The organism is Cupriavidus sp. 05N39, from assembly GCF_056397325.1.
In genome coordinates this window covers 1-17,187 of sequence record NZ_JBFTNE010000127.1, presented here as the reverse complement: position 1 = coordinate 17,187, position 17,187 = coordinate 1, and the positions used below count along the sequence as shown (strand labels likewise).

12 protein-coding genes and 1 pseudogene are annotated in these 17,187 nt (G+C 67.8%); 12 read left to right on the top strand and 1 reads right to left on the bottom strand.

What is annotated here, in order from left to right; all coding sequences use genetic code 11:
- The 5 genes and pseudogenes from AC1DN0_RS35990 to AC1DN0_RS35970 all read left to right on the top strand — a co-directional run.
- Positions 1-284, top strand: a pseudogene (locus AC1DN0_RS35990) (hydrolase); the annotation flags it as partial.
- Positions 285-515: 231 nt separating this feature from the next.
- Positions 516-1,337, top strand: coding sequence for an alpha/beta fold hydrolase (locus AC1DN0_RS35985; RefSeq protein ID WP_441630469.1), 822 nt, complete (start codon positions 516-518; stop codon positions 1,335-1,337).
- A gap of 91 nt (positions 1,338-1,428) precedes the next feature.
- The gene (locus tag AC1DN0_RS35980) at positions 1,429-3,294 is read left to right on the top strand and encodes an amidohydrolase (protein ID WP_477103640.1); all 1,866 of its coding nucleotides are present in this window, start codon (positions 1,429-1,431) and stop codon (positions 3,292-3,294) included.
- A 16-nt stretch (positions 3,295-3,310) separates the two neighbouring features.
- Complete coding sequence (locus tag AC1DN0_RS35975) at positions 3,311-3,751, top strand: DoxX family protein (RefSeq protein WP_477146406.1); 441 nt, start codon at positions 3,311-3,313, stop codon at positions 3,749-3,751.
- A gap of 92 nt (positions 3,752-3,843) precedes the next feature.
- Positions 3,844-4,140: a XapX domain-containing protein gene (locus tag AC1DN0_RS35970; protein ID WP_477111557.1), complete on the top strand. Its 297-nt coding sequence runs from the start codon at positions 3,844-3,846 to the stop codon at positions 4,138-4,140.
- 261 nt (positions 4,141-4,401) lie between these two features.
- Here AC1DN0_RS35970 and AC1DN0_RS35965 read toward each other — a convergent pair whose 3' ends face one another.
- Positions 4,402-7,086: a winged helix-turn-helix domain-containing protein gene (locus AC1DN0_RS35965; RefSeq protein ID WP_477111558.1), complete on the bottom strand. Its 2,685-nt coding sequence runs from the start codon at positions 7,084-7,086 to the stop codon at positions 4,402-4,404.
- Positions 7,087-7,444: 358 nt separating this feature from the next.
- On the opposite strand from AC1DN0_RS35965, the gene AC1DN0_RS35960 reads away from it, so the two are divergent.
- The 7 genes from AC1DN0_RS35960 to AC1DN0_RS35930 form a co-directional block, all read left to right on the top strand.
- The gene (locus tag AC1DN0_RS35960) at positions 7,445-10,264 is read left to right on the top strand and encodes a winged helix-turn-helix domain-containing protein (protein WP_477111559.1); all 2,820 of its coding nucleotides are present in this window, start codon (positions 7,445-7,447) and stop codon (positions 10,262-10,264) included.
- Between the two features lie 1,499 nt (positions 10,265-11,763).
- Positions 11,764-13,653, top strand: a complete 1,890-nt coding sequence (locus tag AC1DN0_RS35955; RefSeq protein WP_477111560.1) for a feruloyl-CoA synthase — start codon at positions 11,764-11,766, stop codon at positions 13,651-13,653.
- A gap of 40 nt (positions 13,654-13,693) precedes the next feature.
- Entirely contained in the window at positions 13,694-14,833 is a 1,140-nt protein-coding gene (locus AC1DN0_RS35950) for an acyl-CoA dehydrogenase family protein (protein WP_441633498.1), read from the top strand.
- Positions 14,834-14,880: 47 nt separating this feature from the next.
- The gene (locus AC1DN0_RS35945; RefSeq protein ID WP_045242677.1) at positions 14,881-16,068 is read left to right on the top strand and encodes a lipid-transfer protein; all 1,188 of its coding nucleotides are present in this window, start codon (positions 14,881-14,883) and stop codon (positions 16,066-16,068) included.
- 40 nt (positions 16,069-16,108) lie between these two features.
- A complete protein-coding gene (locus AC1DN0_RS35940; RefSeq protein ID WP_441633502.1) occupies positions 16,109-16,549 on the top strand; it encodes a MaoC family dehydratase N-terminal domain-containing protein in 441 nt (146 codons plus the stop codon).
- Between the two features lie 14 nt (positions 16,550-16,563).
- Positions 16,564-16,998 (top strand): MaoC family dehydratase, encoded by a 435-nt coding sequence (locus AC1DN0_RS35935; RefSeq protein WP_477111561.1) that lies wholly within the window; start codon positions 16,564-16,566, stop codon positions 16,996-16,998.
- A 52-nt stretch (positions 16,999-17,050) separates the two neighbouring features.
- Positions 17,051-17,187: SDR family NAD(P)-dependent oxidoreductase (locus tag AC1DN0_RS35930; protein ID WP_477146407.1), on the top strand; the 137-nt coding region annotated here is incomplete at its 3' end.

Sequence of the window (17,187 nt, the reverse complement as noted above, 5' to 3'; positions counted from 1 at the left end):
ACATGGTGGCCGACGCCTCCGGCGGCACCAGCAAGGAAGCGCACGACTACGCCATGCAGCGCATGGTGCAGGCCGGCGTGGTGCCGGTGACCTGGCAGCAGGTGCTGCTCGAATGGCAGCGCGACTGGGCCCACCGCGACACCTACGACGCCGTGATGAAGCTGGTCAAGGAACACTCCGGCGCCTACGGCATGGGTGTGGACTACGCCTACACCATGGTGCACAAGGCCGAGCAGCGCACCGCCACGCCGCACGAATCCATCGCCCCGGTGCCGGCCCGCTGAACGCGGCCAAGGCCACGGACCAACCACCCATACACCTCGGTCAGACATCGCATGAGCGCGCAATCCAATACGCAGGACACGGCCCGGAGCCCGTCGCGGCGCAARCTGCTGGTATCCGGCGCGGGTACGGTCGGCGCGGCCGCCGTCGCGGCGCTGGGCAGCACCGCCGCGGTCGCCACCGGCAAGCCGCAGGCCCACGCCGCGTCCCACCACACGCCAGGAGCACACAGCATGGACACCATCACCACCAAGGACGGCACCCAGATCTATTACAAAGACTGGGGCGCGGGCCGCCCGGTCGTGTTCTCGCACGGGTGGCCGCTCAATGCGGACGCCTGGGACGCGCAAATGCTGTTCCTGGTGCAGCACGGCTTCCGCGTGATTGCCCACGACCGCCGTGGCCATGGCCGCTCCGGCCAGCCCGCCAAGGGCAACGACATGAATACCTACGCCGACGACCTGGCCGCGCTGATCGAAGCGCTGGACCTCAAGGGCGCGGCGCTGGTCGGCCACTCCACCGGCGGTGGCGAGGTGGCCCACTACATCGGCCGCCACGGCACCAAACGCGTGTCCAAAGCGGTGCTGATCGGCGCGGTGCCCCCCGTCATGGTGAAGTCCGCGTCCAACCCCGGCGGCCTGCCGATGGACGTGTTCGACGGCATCCGCAAGGGCGTGACGGAGAACCGCTCGCAGTTCTACAAGGACCTGGCGATGCCGTTCTTCGGCTTCAACCGTCCCGGCGCCAAGGTCTCGCAAGGCACCATCGACGCGTTCTGGGCACAGGGCATGACCGGCGGCATCCTCGGCCAGTACCTGTGCATCAAGGAGTTCTCGGAAGTCGACTACACCGAGGACCTGAAGAAGTTCGACGTGCCGACCCTGATCCTGCATGGCGACGGCGACCAGATCGTGCCGATCGACGACTCGGCCAAGCTGAGCGCCAAGCTCGTCAAGAACGCCACGCTGAAGATCTATCCGGGCGCGTCGCACGGCATGTGCGTGATCAACGCCGACCAGGTCAACGCCGACCTGCTGGCCTTCCTGTCCGCCTGACCGGATGCCGTCCCGCGCCCCGATGCCGGGCCGGGACGGCCTGGCTTGCCCTTACCCCTGTCACTGACCCGCCGCCAGCCGGAGTTTCGCCATGACCGCATCCAGCACGCCCGACCTTATCCTCGTCAACGGCAAGTTCGCCACGCTCGACCGCGCCAATCCGCAGGCCGAAGCCGTCGCCATCAGCGACGGCAAGTTCGTCGCCGTCGGCACCCGCGCTGAGATCATGCAACTGGCCGGCAACACCACGCAGGTGGTCGATCTGCAAGGACGCCGCGCCATTCCCGGGCTGATCGACAGCCATATGCACATCATCCGCGGCGGCCTGAACTACAACATGGAACTGCGCTGGGACGGCGTGCGCTCGCTGTCCGACGCCATGCGCATGCTCAAGGACCAGGTGGCGCGCACGCCCGCGCCGCAATGGGTGCGCGTGGTCGGCGGTTTCACCGAGCACCAGTTCGCCGAGAAGCGCCTGCCGACCATCGAGGAGCTGAACGCGGCCGCGCCCGACACGCCCGTATTCATCCTGCACCTTTACGACCGCGCCATCCTCAACGGCGCGGCGCTGCGCGCCGTGGGCTATACCAGGGACACGCCGAATCCGCCGGGCGGGGAGATCGTGCACGACAAGGCCGGCAACCCCACCGGCCTGCTGCTGGCCAAGCCCAACGCCACCATCCTGTACGCCACGCTGGCCAAGGGCCCCAAGCTGCCGCCCGAGTATCAGAAGAACTCCACCCGCCATTTCATGCGCGAGGTCAACCGCCTGGGCGTGACCGGGGTGATCGACGCCGGCGGCGGCTACCAGAACTACCCCGAGGACTACAACATCATCGAGGCGTTGCACAAGGAAGGGCAGCTTACGGTGCGCCTGGCCTACAACCTGTTCACGCAGAAGCCCAAGGACGAGCTGAGCGACTTCAGCGGCTGGTCCAGGCAGATCAAGCCGGGCCAGGGCGACGACCTGTACCGCCACAACGGTGCCGGCGAGATGCTGGTCTACAGTGCTGCCGACTTCGAGGACTTCCGCGTCGAGCGGCCCGACATGCCGCCGTCCATGGAAGGCGACCTCGAACCGGTGATCCGCCTGCTGGCCGAGAACCGCTGGCCCTGGCGCCTGCATGCGACCTACAACGAGACCATCTCGCGCGCGCTGGACGTCTACGAGAAGGTGGCCAGGGATGTGCCCTTCGACGGCCTGCACTGGTTCTTCGACCACGCCGAGACGATCACCGACCGCAACATCGACCGCATCGCCGCGCTGGGCGGCGGCATCGCCGTGCAGCACCGCATGGCCTACCAGGGCGAGTATTTCGTCGAGCGCTATGGCGCGCGCGCGGCCGAGGCCACGCCGCCGATCAAGCGCATGCTGGAGCGCGGCGTCAAGGTCGGCGCCGGCACCGATGCCACGCGCGTGGCCTCGTACAACCCGTGGGTCTCGCTGTACTGGCTGACCACCGGCAAGACGGTGGGCGGGCTGTCGATGTATCCGCAGGCCAACCTGCTGGACCGCGATACCGCGCTGCGGCTGTGGACCGAGGCCAATACGTGGTTCTCCTCCGAGGAGGGCAAGAAGGGCCAGATCAAGGCCGGGCAGCTCGCCGACCTCGCTGTGCTGTCCGCCGACTACTTCGGCGTGCCCGGGGACGAGATCCAGGACATCACCTCGGTGATGACCGTGCTGGGCGGCAAGGTGGTGTACGGCGACGGCGACTTCGACAAGCTCGCGCCGGCGCTGCCGCCCGCGATGCCGGACTGGTCGCCGGTGCGCCGTGGGGGTGGCTACCAGCCGCGCCCGCAGGCGAAGGCGCTCGCGCTGAACACCGCGTGCGGCTGCGCCAGCGCCTGCGGCGTGCACGGCCACGGCCATGCCAGCGCCTGGACCGCGAGCGTGCCGGCCGCGGATGAGAGCACCTTCTGGGGTGCGCTCGGCTGCTCGTGCTGGGCCTTCTGAAGCAGGGAGACCCGACATGAACCGCCCCGCTTCCGCATTGACCCCGGCGGCCAGCGCCACGCGGCTGCCGTCCTGGCTGCGCTGGCTCGCGCTGCTGGCGCTGTGCGCCGCCTACCTGCAGGGTGGCCTGGTCAAAGCCATGGACTTCGCCGGCGCCATCGGCGAGATGCAGCACTTCGGCCTCGCGCCGGCGGTGCCGCTGGCTGCCGCGGTGATCGTGCTGGAGCTGGGGGCGTCGCTGATGATCCTGTCGGGCTTCTACCGCTGGCTCGGCGCGCTGGCGCTGGCCGTTTTCACGCTGATGGCCACCTTCCTCGCCAACCGTTTCTGGGCGGCGCCGCCGGCCGAGCAGTTCATGCTGGCCAACGCCWTCTTCGAGCATATCGGACTGGTCGGCGGCTTCGTGCTGGTGGCGTGGGAGGACCTGAACCGGCGCGCCGCCGCGCGCACGGCATGAAGCGCGACGGCCGCCTCCACTTGCCTGTGCTGCCTGACATGGCCGGGCCGGCGACCCACACTGAACACTGAACACTGAATACTGGAAACGCGGTGAAGCTCTATCTCATTTCGCTAGGCGCCGGCATCCTGGTCGGCATCATCTACGCCATGCTGCAGGTCCGCTCGCCGGGGCCGCCCGTGGTCGCGCTGATCGGGCTACTGGGCATGCTGATCGGCGAGCAGGTGGTGCCGCCGATCAAGCGCATGCTGGCGGGCGCGCCCGTTACCGCCGCCTGGTTCCACTCCGAATGCGTACCCAAGATCACCGGTGTGCCTGCGCCGACGACATTGACCGCAGCCCGCGAGGACGCGCGGCCAGCGCCGAACAATGCCTCGGAGTCGCACTAAGGCGCTTGCTACTGCTACTGCTACTGCTACTGCTACTGCTACTGCTACTGCTACTGCTACTGCTACTGCTACTGCTATTGCTATTGCTACGGCTGCGGCACCGGCACTGCGGCCCGCCCCGGAGACTCGGCCCGGATGCAGCCGCCATGCGCCTCCCAGGCGCCGTCGGCGATGACATCGGCCGCCTGGTTGAACTRGTCGACCGCATCGAACAGGGTGCTGCTGGCATCGCGCGCGCGAGCTATCGCACTGGCAGCCCCGTCAGCCAGCCCCCGTCTGCTGCCCCTGCGTGCGCGCGGCCACGATGGCATCGTAGCGCCGCGAAACGCCAAGCTTGGCGAATATCTGCCTGAGATTCCACTTGACCGTCAACTCGCTGATATTCAACGCCAGCGCGATTCTCTTGTTCGACATCGACTGCTCGAGCAGCCCCAATATCTCCCGCTCCCGCCTGGTCAGGCCCGACAACGCCGTCAGGCCATCCTGCGGCGCCGCCGCGACAGTGCGATCGGGCCCGGCGGCGGGCATGGCAAGCGGCATCCCCCGCAGGCCGGCAAGGTAGTCCTCCTGCGCACTGTCCCTGCGCCGCGGCAGGCAGCCCAGCAGGACGCGAACGCCCTTGCCTTCGTCCAGCAGCGTGCGCACCAGGCCAAGCCGGTAAGCCGTGGCCACTGCCGGCTCCATGCATGCCATCACTTCGTCGCGCCGCCCGAGCGCATCCAGCGCCAGCGCCTGCAGCAGATCGGTGGTGACCATCAGCCCCTCCCTGCCCAGTGCCGTGGCCGTGGCGCGGACGTCGTCCAGCGCCAGCAGCGCACCTTGCGCTTCGCCCATGTCCAGGAGGAGCCTGGCACGCGACAGCGCTGCGATCGCCACGATCTCGGCCGCGCGCGGTTCCGCGCCCGTCTGGTCATGCGCCAGGCCGTCGAGCGTGGCCTGCAGCGACTGCGCGTGCCGCCAGTCCCCGCCGGCAAGCACGATCCGCTGCCGTTCCGCCACCATATGCGCCATCCCGCGCCAGATGCCACGGCTGCGGAAATGCGCTTCCATATCGGTCAGGAATGCCATGGCCTCGTGCGGCAGCCCGCCAAGCATTTGCAGGCGCGCATGGCACAGCGCGGCGCGCAGCGCCACATCGGGCGACGATAGCTTGAACATGTCGAGGCGATCCGCCAGCACCTGCCGTGCTTCCTCGGTCTTGTCGCGTTCGTACAGGACCACGGCCACCGTTGCCGCGCAGCAGCAGGCACTGACCGAGCGGCGGCCATGGTGGCGTTCCGCCTCTGCGAGCGCGTCCTTGCCCATGCGCTCGGCTTGCAGCGCATTGCCCTCCAGCAGGATTGCGCTGGCGGCGCTTGCCCTGGCCATCAGCGCCAGCTCGCCCGTGCCGGTGCGCATCGCGCTTGCGGCGGCGGAGCCCAGGATATCCCGCGCCTGCGCGTGGCGGCCGCGCGCGGTCAGACTGCGCACGGTCAGGCCAAGCCTGATGTGCTCCAGCGCCGGATGGCCCAGCGCGACGTTTTCCAGCGTTGCCAGGGTGCCGTCCAGCAGCGCCACTTCGTCGCGCTGCATGGCGATCACGGCGCGCAGCAGCCTGCCATGCCGCGACCCGCCGGCGCCAGCCCTGACGGCTTCCAGGGCGCTCAGCCATTGCTCGGCTTCGACGGGCCGCGCCGTCACCGCGCTCGCCCAGGCGGCGAGCAGCAGCAGGCGCGGATGCGCCGCCAGCCGGGCGGGAGGCACCATTTCGGCCCACTGCCGGAAGGCCCGCAACTGGCTCACGCTGGGCAAGGCCGGCATCGAACACTCGATCAGGCGGACAACGGCATCGAAATCCTCGCTCAGCAAGGCATGCGGAATCGCCTCGGCAAAGCGCCCTTGCTGCACGAACCATCCGGTGGCGCGCCGGTGCAGGCCAGCCACGTCCTGCTGGCCGCATGCCAGGCGCTGGCTCAGGAATGCCGCGAACATGGGATGAAAGCGGTACCAGCGGGCCTGGTCGTCCTCCTGCGCGGGCAACAGGAACAGGCCGCGCGCGTCGACAGCGGCGAGCAGCGCGTCCGCATGCTCCGAGCCCGTGACATGGGCGGCCAGCGCCGCATTGAAGCGCGGCAGCACCGACAAGCCTTGCATGAAGTTGAGCAACTCCGCTGGCAACCCGGCCACGACGTCTTCCGACAAGTAGGCGTGCAGGCTATCCGCATCGGGCGCCAGCGCGCGCAGGCGCACCGGATTGCGCTGCCCCGCCTTCAACGAGGCCGCCATCAGTTGCAACCCGATCGGCCAGCCGGCACAAAGCGCATGGAGCCGCGTGGCGGCGTCCAGGCCCACGCGCGCATCGAGATGCGCCTGCAGGAAGGCAAGCGTTTCCCGGAAGGAAAATGCCAGGTCCGCGCCGCCGACTTCACCTAGCTCCCCCACTGCGCGCAGACGGCCCAGCAATAGGGCTGGTGCCTCGCGCGATGCCATGACGACGTGGAGGTTGGGCAACCGTGCCTCAAGGATGGCCTGTAGCAAGGCACGGCTGGCGGGATGGCTGGTCCGGTCGGACTCGTCGATCATCAGGTACAGCTCTTCGCGCGCGCCGGCCAGCGCCTGGATATAGCCGGCAGCCAGCGATTCCGGGGCCGCCAGCGCATCGTCCTGCCATGGCGGCGCGAGCCGCGCATGCTGCAAGGCGGCACGCAGGCTGGCGCGGAACACCTCCGGCGCTTCATCTTCGGCGTCCAGCGAAAGCCACGCTACGCTGGCGCCCTCCCCGATCAGCTTCTGGCGCCACTGCGCCATCAGGATGGTCTTGCCGAAACCCGCGCCGGCAGTGATCAGCACCAGCTTGCGCTGGCGCGCGTCGTGCAGGCCGGCAAGCAGGTCTTCGCGCGGGATCGAGCGGCTGCCAAGGCGAGGCGGCGCCAGCTTGGTAGTGGGAGCAGGTTGATACCGTTCCATCGAAATTCGGCTCTCGGCAATGCGGGCCAGGCGGTGCGAAAAAAGGACCGCCGGCCTGTCCCGGTGGATATCGGGTGTCCGGACGTGGCGCGTGGGCGGGAGAACGCGCGCTTCGGGGATTGCGCGAAATATATACTAGCCATGCATGGCGCAAGCCCTGGTTTGGGGCCGCCCACCTGATCCGGGTGGCTGGGCGACTGCCCGAGCGAGGCAAGAGCGGGATGCATGCGGAGCACACGCCGCTCCGGCGCGCCGGCCGAATTGCGCCGGGCCGCCTGTACAATGCATCACCATTTCGATTGACATCGACGCTGGCCGGCATGGCCAGTGCTCGGAGACAAGAAGGCACCGGTCACCTATGCCGCAAAGCCCCTCCTCCCCCGGCGCTCGCCCGCCTGCCAGCGCGGCGCCGGAATCCACCAGCAATACAAAGCACCAGCCGCCACGCGACACGGTCAGGGTTCTGGCGCGCGAACGCGTGCTTGCGCAACTGACCGAGGCACGGCGCCGCCGCGCGATCGTGCTGCAAGGCCCGGCCGGCTGCGGGAAGACCGCCACGCTGCTGGCGTGGCGCCAGGCGCTGCTCGCACTAGGCTTCGATGTTGCCTGGCTGACCCTGTCAGCCGACGACAACGAACTGGCGCGCTGGCTCGATGCCCTGCTGGGCAGCCTGGCCCAGGTCGATACCGCGATGACACGCGAGGCGGCGTTGCTGGGCGGCCGCGGGATGGATGCGGAAGTCGTCGAGCGCACCGTGCTGGCGCTGGTGCAAGGCATCGCCAGCCATCCGCGCGACCTGGTGCTGGTGCTCGACGAACTGCACCATCTTGCCGACGCCCGCGTGCACGAGTCGCTGCAATGGCTGCTCGACTACGCGCCGCCTAACCTCCATATCGTGCTGGCGTCGCGCGGCAACGTACCGCTATCGCTCGGCCGCCTGCGGGACCAGGGGCTGGTGTTGGAACTGGACCAGCGCGACCTGCGCTTCACGCTGGCGGAATCCGGGCAATTCCTGAAGGCGCAACTCGGCGATATCAGCGCGCGCGACGCGCGCCAGCTGCACGAACTGACCGATGGCTGGGTAGCCGGGCTGCAGCTGTTTGCCACGCACTGGAAGCGGCGCCGGCAACACAGCGGCGCGCAGTCCGGCGCCGACAGTTTCGTGCGCGCCAATGTGCAGAATGCCGGCGCCTTCGCCGGCTATTTCGAACGTGAAGTGCTGGCGCGCCTGGCGCCCGCCGAGACGGAGTTGCTGGTGCGCGCGGCGGCATGCCAGCGCTTCAGCGCCTCGCTTTGCGTGGCGCTGAACGAGCAGGCGCAAAGCTCCGCCGATGTGGTCGCCCTGCTCGCCCGCCTCGACAACGACAACCTGTTCATCGCGCCCGTCGACGGGCCCGACCGGGAAACCTGGTATCGGCTGCATCCGCTGCTGCGCGAAACCCTGCTCCAGCGCTTCGGCGCGCGCAGCGAGGCACAGCAGCGCGCCGTGCATGCGGCCGCCTGGCACTGGTTCCGCGCGCACCGTTTGCTGGAAGAAGCCGTGCGCCATGCCGTGCTGGCGGGAGAAGCCGACGCGGCCGCGGATCTCGTGCAGCAATATGCCGGCACGCTCACCGCCCGGGGGGAGTTGCGCAAGCTGATCGGGCTGATGCGCCTGCTGCCGGCCGAGCAGATCGAGGCGCGCATCAAGCTGCGCCTGATGACCCTGCAGATGCAGATCTTCGCGCGCGACCTCGACGCCTGCGCGGTGAGCATCGAGCGCCTGCTCGCCGACATTCCCGAAACCGACCTGGTGGCCAGTTACCGGCTCACCATCCTGCGCTTCGGGCTGGCCGTGCAATGCGACGATACCGATGGCGCGCTGGCGCTGGTGCCCCGGCTAATGCAGGCGCCCGCCGACGCCGAACCGGTCACCCTCGGCGCGCGCAACAACCTGCTTTCGTGGCTGTACATGCACCTTGGCGAGTACGAGCGCGCGCGCCGCATCCAGGCCGAGGCGCCGCCGCTGCTGGCGGAAGGCGCGCCGCTGCTGGGCACCAGCGGCGGCAGCCTGAACGGACGCTGCATGGTCGGTTTCAGCTTCGCCCTGGAGGGCAAGATGATCCAGGTCGAGCGCATCTGCCGGGACATCCTGTTCGAGGCGGACAAGGCCGGCAGCGCCGCGGCCGAACCCGGCTACTTTGCCGCCGCGCTGCTTGGCGAAGTGCTCTACGAACAGAACGACATCGCGGGCGCGCGCCGGCTGCTGGAAGACCGCGTGGACGTGCTGGAACGCGTGTCGATTCCCGACTCGGTGCTGCGGGTGCTCCGAACGCTGTCGGCATCGCACTGGGCGGCCGGGCATCAGCTCGATGCGTTTGCCTACCTGGAGCGGCTGGAAGAGTACGCGGCGCAACGTGGCCTGGATCGCTTGCTGGCCCATAGCCTGGGGGACCAGGTCCAGCGCCATCTGTCTTGCGGCGATCCGGACGCCGCGCAGGCCGCGCTGGCGCGCCTGGAGGTCATCGATGCGCGTCACCCGCACGCACAGCCGAGCGCGCTCGATGAGATCCGGGTGGTGGCCGAACGCGCACGCATCCAGATGTGCCTTGCGCATGACGACCTTGCCGGGGCGGCGCAGCGCCTGGCGCCGCTGATCGCCCTGTGCGATGCGCGGGGCTGGCAGCGCCAGGTGGCGCAGTTGCAGTGGCAAAGCGCGGTGGTCGACTTCCGGCGCGGGCTGCCGGATGCCGCGCGCGACCAGATGCTGGCGGCCTTGCGCCGGGGGCACAGGCTTGGGCTGGTGCGCAGCCTGCTCGATGCGGATCCGGCGGGGCTTGACCTGGTCGGTGAGATCACACTGGGGCAGGCGGCGGACCCGTTGCTGGCTTTTTATGTCGAACGCCTGCGCTCCGCGCGGGAGGCGCTGGGGGGTGCCGTTCCGGACACGTCTCCTCTCTCCTCCGATGGGCAGCCGGCAAATGCCGCCGGCATGGAAGGGTTGAGCGAGCGTGAGGCCGATGTGGTGCGGTTGCTTGGGCAGGCGCTGCCCAACAAGAAAATCGCGCGGACGCTTGGGCTGTCGCCGGAGACTGTGAAGTGGCACTTGCGGAATGTTTTTCGCAAGCTTGGGGTTAGTAGTCGTGATGAGGCTGTGGCTCGGGTTCGGGATATGGAGTTGGGGGGTGGGGGGGGTTAAACCGTATGTGATTTTTGGGGGCGGCGTTGGTTTTTGCACCCAACAGCGTACGACATCCCCCTGCGGGGGGCAGAGCAATCAGGCTTGTGGGACTCGGTGGTTGCGTCGTACGGCCCTGTGTGTTGGCTAGCGTGCCCAACCGGCTCGAAGGGCATCGCAATGGCATCACCCAATGGTCACGTGGTGGGGCCCCTGATTCGCTTTGCTCGGTGCCCCTTCCCACATCTGCCGTTCGCGATGTGCAGCGCCGCGATCCTACCTGCAGTAGTGGTTTCGTGGTTTTGTCTCTAACGGTAGCCGCCCGGTCATTTGATGCCCTGCTGTACCGGCGCTAGCGGCACCTTGCTATCAACGCCCTTGGTTTCGTGGTGGGCATCGCGGACCGGTCCGCCGAGGGCCGCGCTTGCATAGCGGCGTTGGCATCTTGCACCCAAGTGCGTACGACATCCCCCTGCGGGGGACGCCGGTCACTCTTCTTTGCCTCGGCAAAGAAGACTAACGAGAAGAAAGCCGACCCTGCCGGGGGCAGAGCAATCAGGCTTGTGGGCCTCGGTGGTTGCGTCGTACGGCCCTGTGTGTTGGCTGGCGTGTCCAACCGGCTCGAAGGGCATCGCAATGGCGTGCCCCATGGGTTTCGTGGTGGCGCCCCTGACCTCGTGTGCAGTGCCCCTTCCCACATCTGCCGTTCGCGGTGCCGAGCGCCACGATCCCGCCCGCATCGGTGGTTTCGTGGTTTTGTCTCTGGCGGCAAGCGTCCAGCCATTTGATGCCCTGCCGTACCAGCGCGAGCGGCACCTTGCTATCAACGCCCTTGGTTTCGTGGTGGGCATGGCGGACCGGTCCGCGAGGGTCACGCTCGAACATCACCGCGCCTGCTCTCCGAGACAAAACCACGAAACCAGCCACACCCGAAACGGCGCAGACCCTCGCACCGCGAACGGCAGATGTGGGAAGGGGCACTGCACACGAGGTCAGGGGCACCACCACGAAACCCATGGGCATGCCATTGCGAGGCCCTGCAAGCCGGTAACGGCAGATACCAGCAGAACCGCTGCCCATACGACGAAACCAGCACCCTGCGCACCCGCGATTGCTCTGCCCCCGGCAGGGTCGGCCTTCTTCTCGTTAGTCTTCTTTGCCGAAGCAAAGAAGAGATGGTATGAACGCGCCCCGTCCCCGCAGTGGAGCGCGAGGTGGCGAGACGGTAGTGTGGGTCGGGCAGAAAAGAGTCTGATGAGTGACCGGCGTCCCCCGCAGGGGGATGTCGTACGCACTTGGGTGCAAAAACCAACGCCGCCCCCCAAAAACCCCACCCCCCGGCAAACACAACGGTTCCCCCCACACGCGGCCCCAAAAAAGCAAAGCCACCTAACGCGGGTGGTTATATCCCACCCCCTCTTAGCGTTACCGTAACGCCATACCAAAACCCACCCCCCGGGACCCCAAAAAAACAACCTGCTGACGCGCCCCACCCGCATCCAGCCCAGGAGACAGCCCCAATGAACACCCCAACGGCCGCGCACCCGCCAGCCGCCACCGATCACCCCTACCGCCCGGTCTGCTTCCCCAAGCGCCGCACCCTAATCGAGCGCCGCCCCGACGGCACGCTTCTGCTGCGCTGCGCCACGCCGCCGACCAAGATCCCCCAGCAAGGCATGGCCGACTTCCTGCCCTACTGGGCAGAGCGCCGCGGCACCAACGCCGCATTCCGCGAGCGCGACGCGCAGGGCGCATGGCGCACAATCACCTGGACCGAACTGTGGCACCAGGTACAGGCCGTGGGCGCCGCGCTGCTGGAACTCGGCCTCGGACAAGACCGTCCGCTGATGCTGCTTTCCGGCAACTCCATCGAGCAGGCCGTCGTGCTGCTTGCCGCCGAGTACGTGGGCGTGCCCGCCGCCGCGGTGTCGCCCGCCTACTCCACCATCAGCCGCGATTTCGCCCGTCTGAAGGGCGTAGCTGAACTGGTGCCGCCCGCGGCACTGTTCGTGCAATCGGCCGCGCCCTTCGAGCGTGCCATCGCGGCCCTGGAAGGCTACAAGGCGGCGGTTATCGCCGTGGAAGGCGCGGCAGCCGGCCAGCACGCCTGGAGCAGCCTGGCAGCCACCGAGCTGACGCCGGCGCGGCTGGCCGCGCTGGCCAGCGCGCACGCCGCCATCCGTCCCACGGACACGGTGCGCGTGCTGTTTACTTCGGGTTCCACCGGTGTCCCCAAGGGCGTGGCCACCGCCTACAGCAATCTCAACGCGGTGACTGCCTATCACGCGGAGAACCTCGCCGCCCTGATCGAGCGGCAGCCGGTGTTCCTCGACTGGCTGCCCTGGCACCATGGCCTGGGCGGCGTGACCAACTTCGCGCGCGCCATCGTGCTGGGCGCCACGCATTACATTGACGATGGCCGCCCCCTGCCCGGCCTGTTCCAGCGCACCGTGCGCAACCTGCGCGAAGTCTCGCCCACCATGTTCAACAGCGTGCCGTCGGCGTGGAGCGCGCTGGTCACTGAACTCGAACGCGACCCGGTGCTGGCGCGCAGCCTGCTCGCCAATGCGGTCAGCTTCGGCTATGGCGGCGCCAGCCTGCCGGGCGACGTGTTGCAGCGCATCCAGCGCGTGGCCGAACAGACGGTGGGCGAACACATTGTCTTCTGCTCCGGCCTGGGCTCCACGGAAACCACCGCCATGGGCGTGTACTGCGGCTGGGCCACCGACGGCGTCGGCAATGTCGGCGTGCCGATGCCCGGTGCCGAGATCAAGCTGGTGCCGCTGGACGGTGGCGACGGGCGTTTCGAGATCCGCATGCGCGGCCCCTTCGTTTTCTCCGGCTACGTCAAGCGCCCCGACCTCACCGCCGCGGCCTTCGACGATGAGGGCTATTTCTGCCTGGGCGACGCCGTGCGCCTGGCCGATCCCGCCGATCCGGCCCGCGGCCTGGTGTTCGCCGGGCGCGTGGTCGAGGACTTCAAGCTGGCCAACGGCACCTGGGTCCGCACCGGCGCCGTGCGCCTGGCGCTGATCGATCGATGCGCGCCGCTGATTACCGATGCCGTCATCTGCGGCCACGATCACGACTACCTCGCCGCGCTGGCCTGGCCCAACCTCGCCGCCTGCCGTGCGCTGGCCCCGGAGCTGGCCGAACTGGACGCCGCAGCGCTGGTGCGGCACCCGCTGGTGGTGAATGCGCTATGCGAACGCCTGCGCGCCCAGGGCAAGGACGGCGCCAGCCTGAGCGTGCGGCGCGTGCTGCTGATGGCCGAGCCGCCTTCGATCGACGCCAACGAGATGGCCGAAAAGGGCTACGTCAACCAGGCAACCACCCGCGCGCGCCGCGCGCACCTGGTCGATCAGCTATTCCACCCCGAACCCGCGGCACACGTCGCCTGCGTACGCTAAGAGCGGACCAACGCCCTCACCCTTTCTATCGGAGCTTCACATGCAAGTCACCCGGACCGTCTTCCGCGACGACCACGAAATGTTCCGCACCACCGTGCGCCGCTTCCTCGAACGCGAATGCGTTCCCCGCCAGGCCGCCTGGGACAAGGCTGGCGTGGTCGACCGTGAAACCTGGCTCAAGGCCGGCCGCGAGGGCCTGCTGTGCATCACGCTGCCGACCGAGTACGGCGGCGGCGGCGGCGACTTCGGCCACTGCGCGATCTTCAACGAGGAAGTCGCGCGCGCCGGCGTCAGCGGCCCCGGCTTTGGCGTGCACTCCGACATCATTGCCCCGTATATCAACCGCATCGGCAGCGAGGAACAGAAGCAACGCTGGCTGCCCAGGGTCTGCTCCGGCGAGGCCATCCTTGCCATCGGCATGACCGAACCGGGCACCGGCAGCGACCTCAAGGCCGTGCGTACCACCGCCGTGCGCGAGGGCGACGAATACGTGATCAACGGCAGCAAGACCTTCATCAGCAACGGCCTGAATGCCGACCTGATCATCATGGTGTGCAAGACCGATCCCAGCGCCGGCTCCAAGGGAGTCAGCCTGATCATGGTGGAAGCCGACCGCGAAGGCTTCCGCCGCGGCCGCAAGCTCGACAAGGTGGGCCAGCACGCGCAGGACACCGCCGAACTCTTCTTCGACAACGTGCGCGTGCCGGTGGGCAACCGCCTGGGCGAGGAAGGCAAGGGCTTCGCCTACCTGATGGGCGAACTGCCGCAGGAGCGCCTGAGCATCGCCGTGAGCGCCGCCGCCAAGCTGGAAGTCTGCCTGGAACACACCATCAACTATGTGAAGGAACGCAAGGCCTTCAACCAGACCGTGTGGGACTTCCAGAACACCAAGTTCAAGCTGGCTGACATCAAGGCGCAAGCCGTGGCCGTGCGCCTGATGGTGGATCATTACCTCGCCGAGCACGTGCGCCGCCGCCTGACGCTGGAAGAAGCCGCCATCGCCAAGCTCTATGCCACGGAAGCCCTGGGCAAGGCACTGGACGAAATGGTCCAGCTGCACGGCGGCTACGGCTACATGCTGGAGTACCCGGTGGCGCGCGCCTTTGCCGACTCCCGCGTCACGCGGATCTACGGCGGCACCAGCGAGGTCATGCGCGACCTGATCTCGCGAAAGATGTAATTCATATCGCCATCGTAAACACCACCGCAATCCGAAGGAAGAATGACATGACTCGTAAAGTATTCGTCGCCGGCGTCGGCATGATCCCGTTCAAGAAGCCGGGCACCAGCGAAACCTATGACATGATGGGCGCGCACGCGGTGCGCCAGGCGCTGGAGGATGCGGGCATCGATTACGCCGACGTGCAGCAGGCTTACGCCGGCTACGTCTATGGCGATTCCACCTGCGGCCAGAAGGCGCTTTACCATGCGGGCATGACCGGCATCCCGGTCATCAATGTCAACAACAACTGCGCCACCGGCTCGTCGGCACTGTTCCTGGCACGCCAGGCGGTGCAGAGCGGCGCGGTGGACTGCGCGCTGGCGGTGGGCTTCGAGTTCATGCAGCCGGGCGCGCTCAGCTCCAAGTGGAGCGACCGCGCACCGGCGCTGGAGCGCGCGCTGAACCTGGTCAACGAACTGGTCGACCGTACCGACCTGCCCAGCGCCATCCGCCAGTTCGCCGGCGCGGGCCGTGCGCACATGACCAAGTACGGCACCAGGCTGGAGACCTTCGCCAAGATCCGCGCCAAGGCCAGCCAGCATGCCGCGCGCAACCCGCTCGCTGTGTTCCGCAACATCGTCACGCCGGAAGACGTGCTGGCCTCGCCGATGCTATGGGATGGCGTGCTGACGCGCCTGATGGCCTGCCCCCCGACCTGCGGCGGCGCCGCCGCCATCGTGGTCTCGGAAGAATTCGCCCGCAAGCGCGGCCTGCGCACCGACGTGCTGATCGCCGGCCAGGCACTGACCACCGACACCCCCAGCACCTACGACAGCAAGGACATGATCCGCGTGGTCGGTTTCGACATGACGCGCTCGGCATCGCAAAGCGTCTATGAGCAGGCCGGCATCGGCCCCGAGGACGTGGATGTGATCGAGCTGCACGACTGCTTCGCGCAGAACGAACTGCTGACCTACGAAGGCCTGGGCCTGTGCGAAGAAGGCGGCGCGGAGAAGCTGGTCAACGACGGCGACAACACCTACGGCGGCCGCTGGGTCGTCAACCCGTCCGGCGGCCTGCTGTCCAAGGGCCACCCGCTCGGCGCCACGGGCCTGGCCCAGTGCTACGAGCTGACGCACCAGATCCGCGGCACGGCGGAGCAGCGCCAGGTCGAGGGCGCAAAGGTGGCGCTGGCGCACAACCTGGGGCTGGGCGGCGCGTGCGTTGTCACGGTCTACAAGAAGCACGCCTGATTGCGCTGATTACCGAACGCTACCCGACGGAGTCTTTCCCATGATTGACAAGAAATTCATCGGCAAGGTGATCGCGGATTTCCGCACCACCGCCGCCGCCAGCCAGTTGCGCTTCTTCGCCAAGGCCACCGGCGAGACCAGGGCGATCTATCTCGACGAAGCCGCCGCGCGCGACGCCGGCCACCCCGGCCTGCCGCTGCCGCCCACCTTCCTCTTTTCGCTGGAACTGGTGCAGCCGCCCAGCGCCTGGCGCGACGAACTCGGCATCAAGGTCGAGCGCATCCTGCACGGCGAACAGTCCTTCACCTACCACCGCATGGCCTATGCGGGCGACACGCTGCACCTGCAAACGCGCATCACCGACATCTACGAGAAGAAAGGCGGCGCGCTGGACTTCGTGGTACGCGAGACACGCGTGACCAACCAGGACGGCGAACATGTGGCCGACCTGCGCAGCGTACTCGTGCAGCGCAACGGCTGAACCGGAGACCCCCAATGAGCAATCCGTGCAATCCGAGCAATTTGAGCTTTGAGCAGATCCAGGTCGGCGACACCCTGCCCCCGCTGACGCTGGAGCCTATCAACCGCACCACGCTGGCGCTGTTTGCCGGCGCCTCGAACGATCACAACGCGATCCATATCGATACCGACTTCGCGCGCAAGGCCGGCATGCCCGACGTGTTCGCGCACGGGATGCTGTCGATGGCCTATCTGGGCCGCCTGCTCACGCTGTGGGTTGACCAGCGGCAGTTGCGCCAATTCGGCGTGCGCTTTGTCGGCATCACGCATCTCGGCCACCGCATCACCTGCAGCGGCTGCGTGGTGGAAAAGCTGGAAGTGAACGGCGAGAAGCGCATCAAGCTGGAAATCCAGACCGCCAACCAATATGGCGAAACCAAGATCCTGGGCGACGCGGTCGTCGCCCTGTAACCCCAAGCAAGTTCAGCAAATTCAGTAAATTCACAAATTCAGGAGATAAGACATGGGAACACTTGACGGCAAGGTGGCACTGGTCACCGGTTCCGGCCGTGGTATCGGCAACGCGATTGCCAGGCGCCTGGCCAGCGAAGGCGCGCGCCTGGTGATCAACGACCTGGACGCCGAACCGGCGCACCAGAC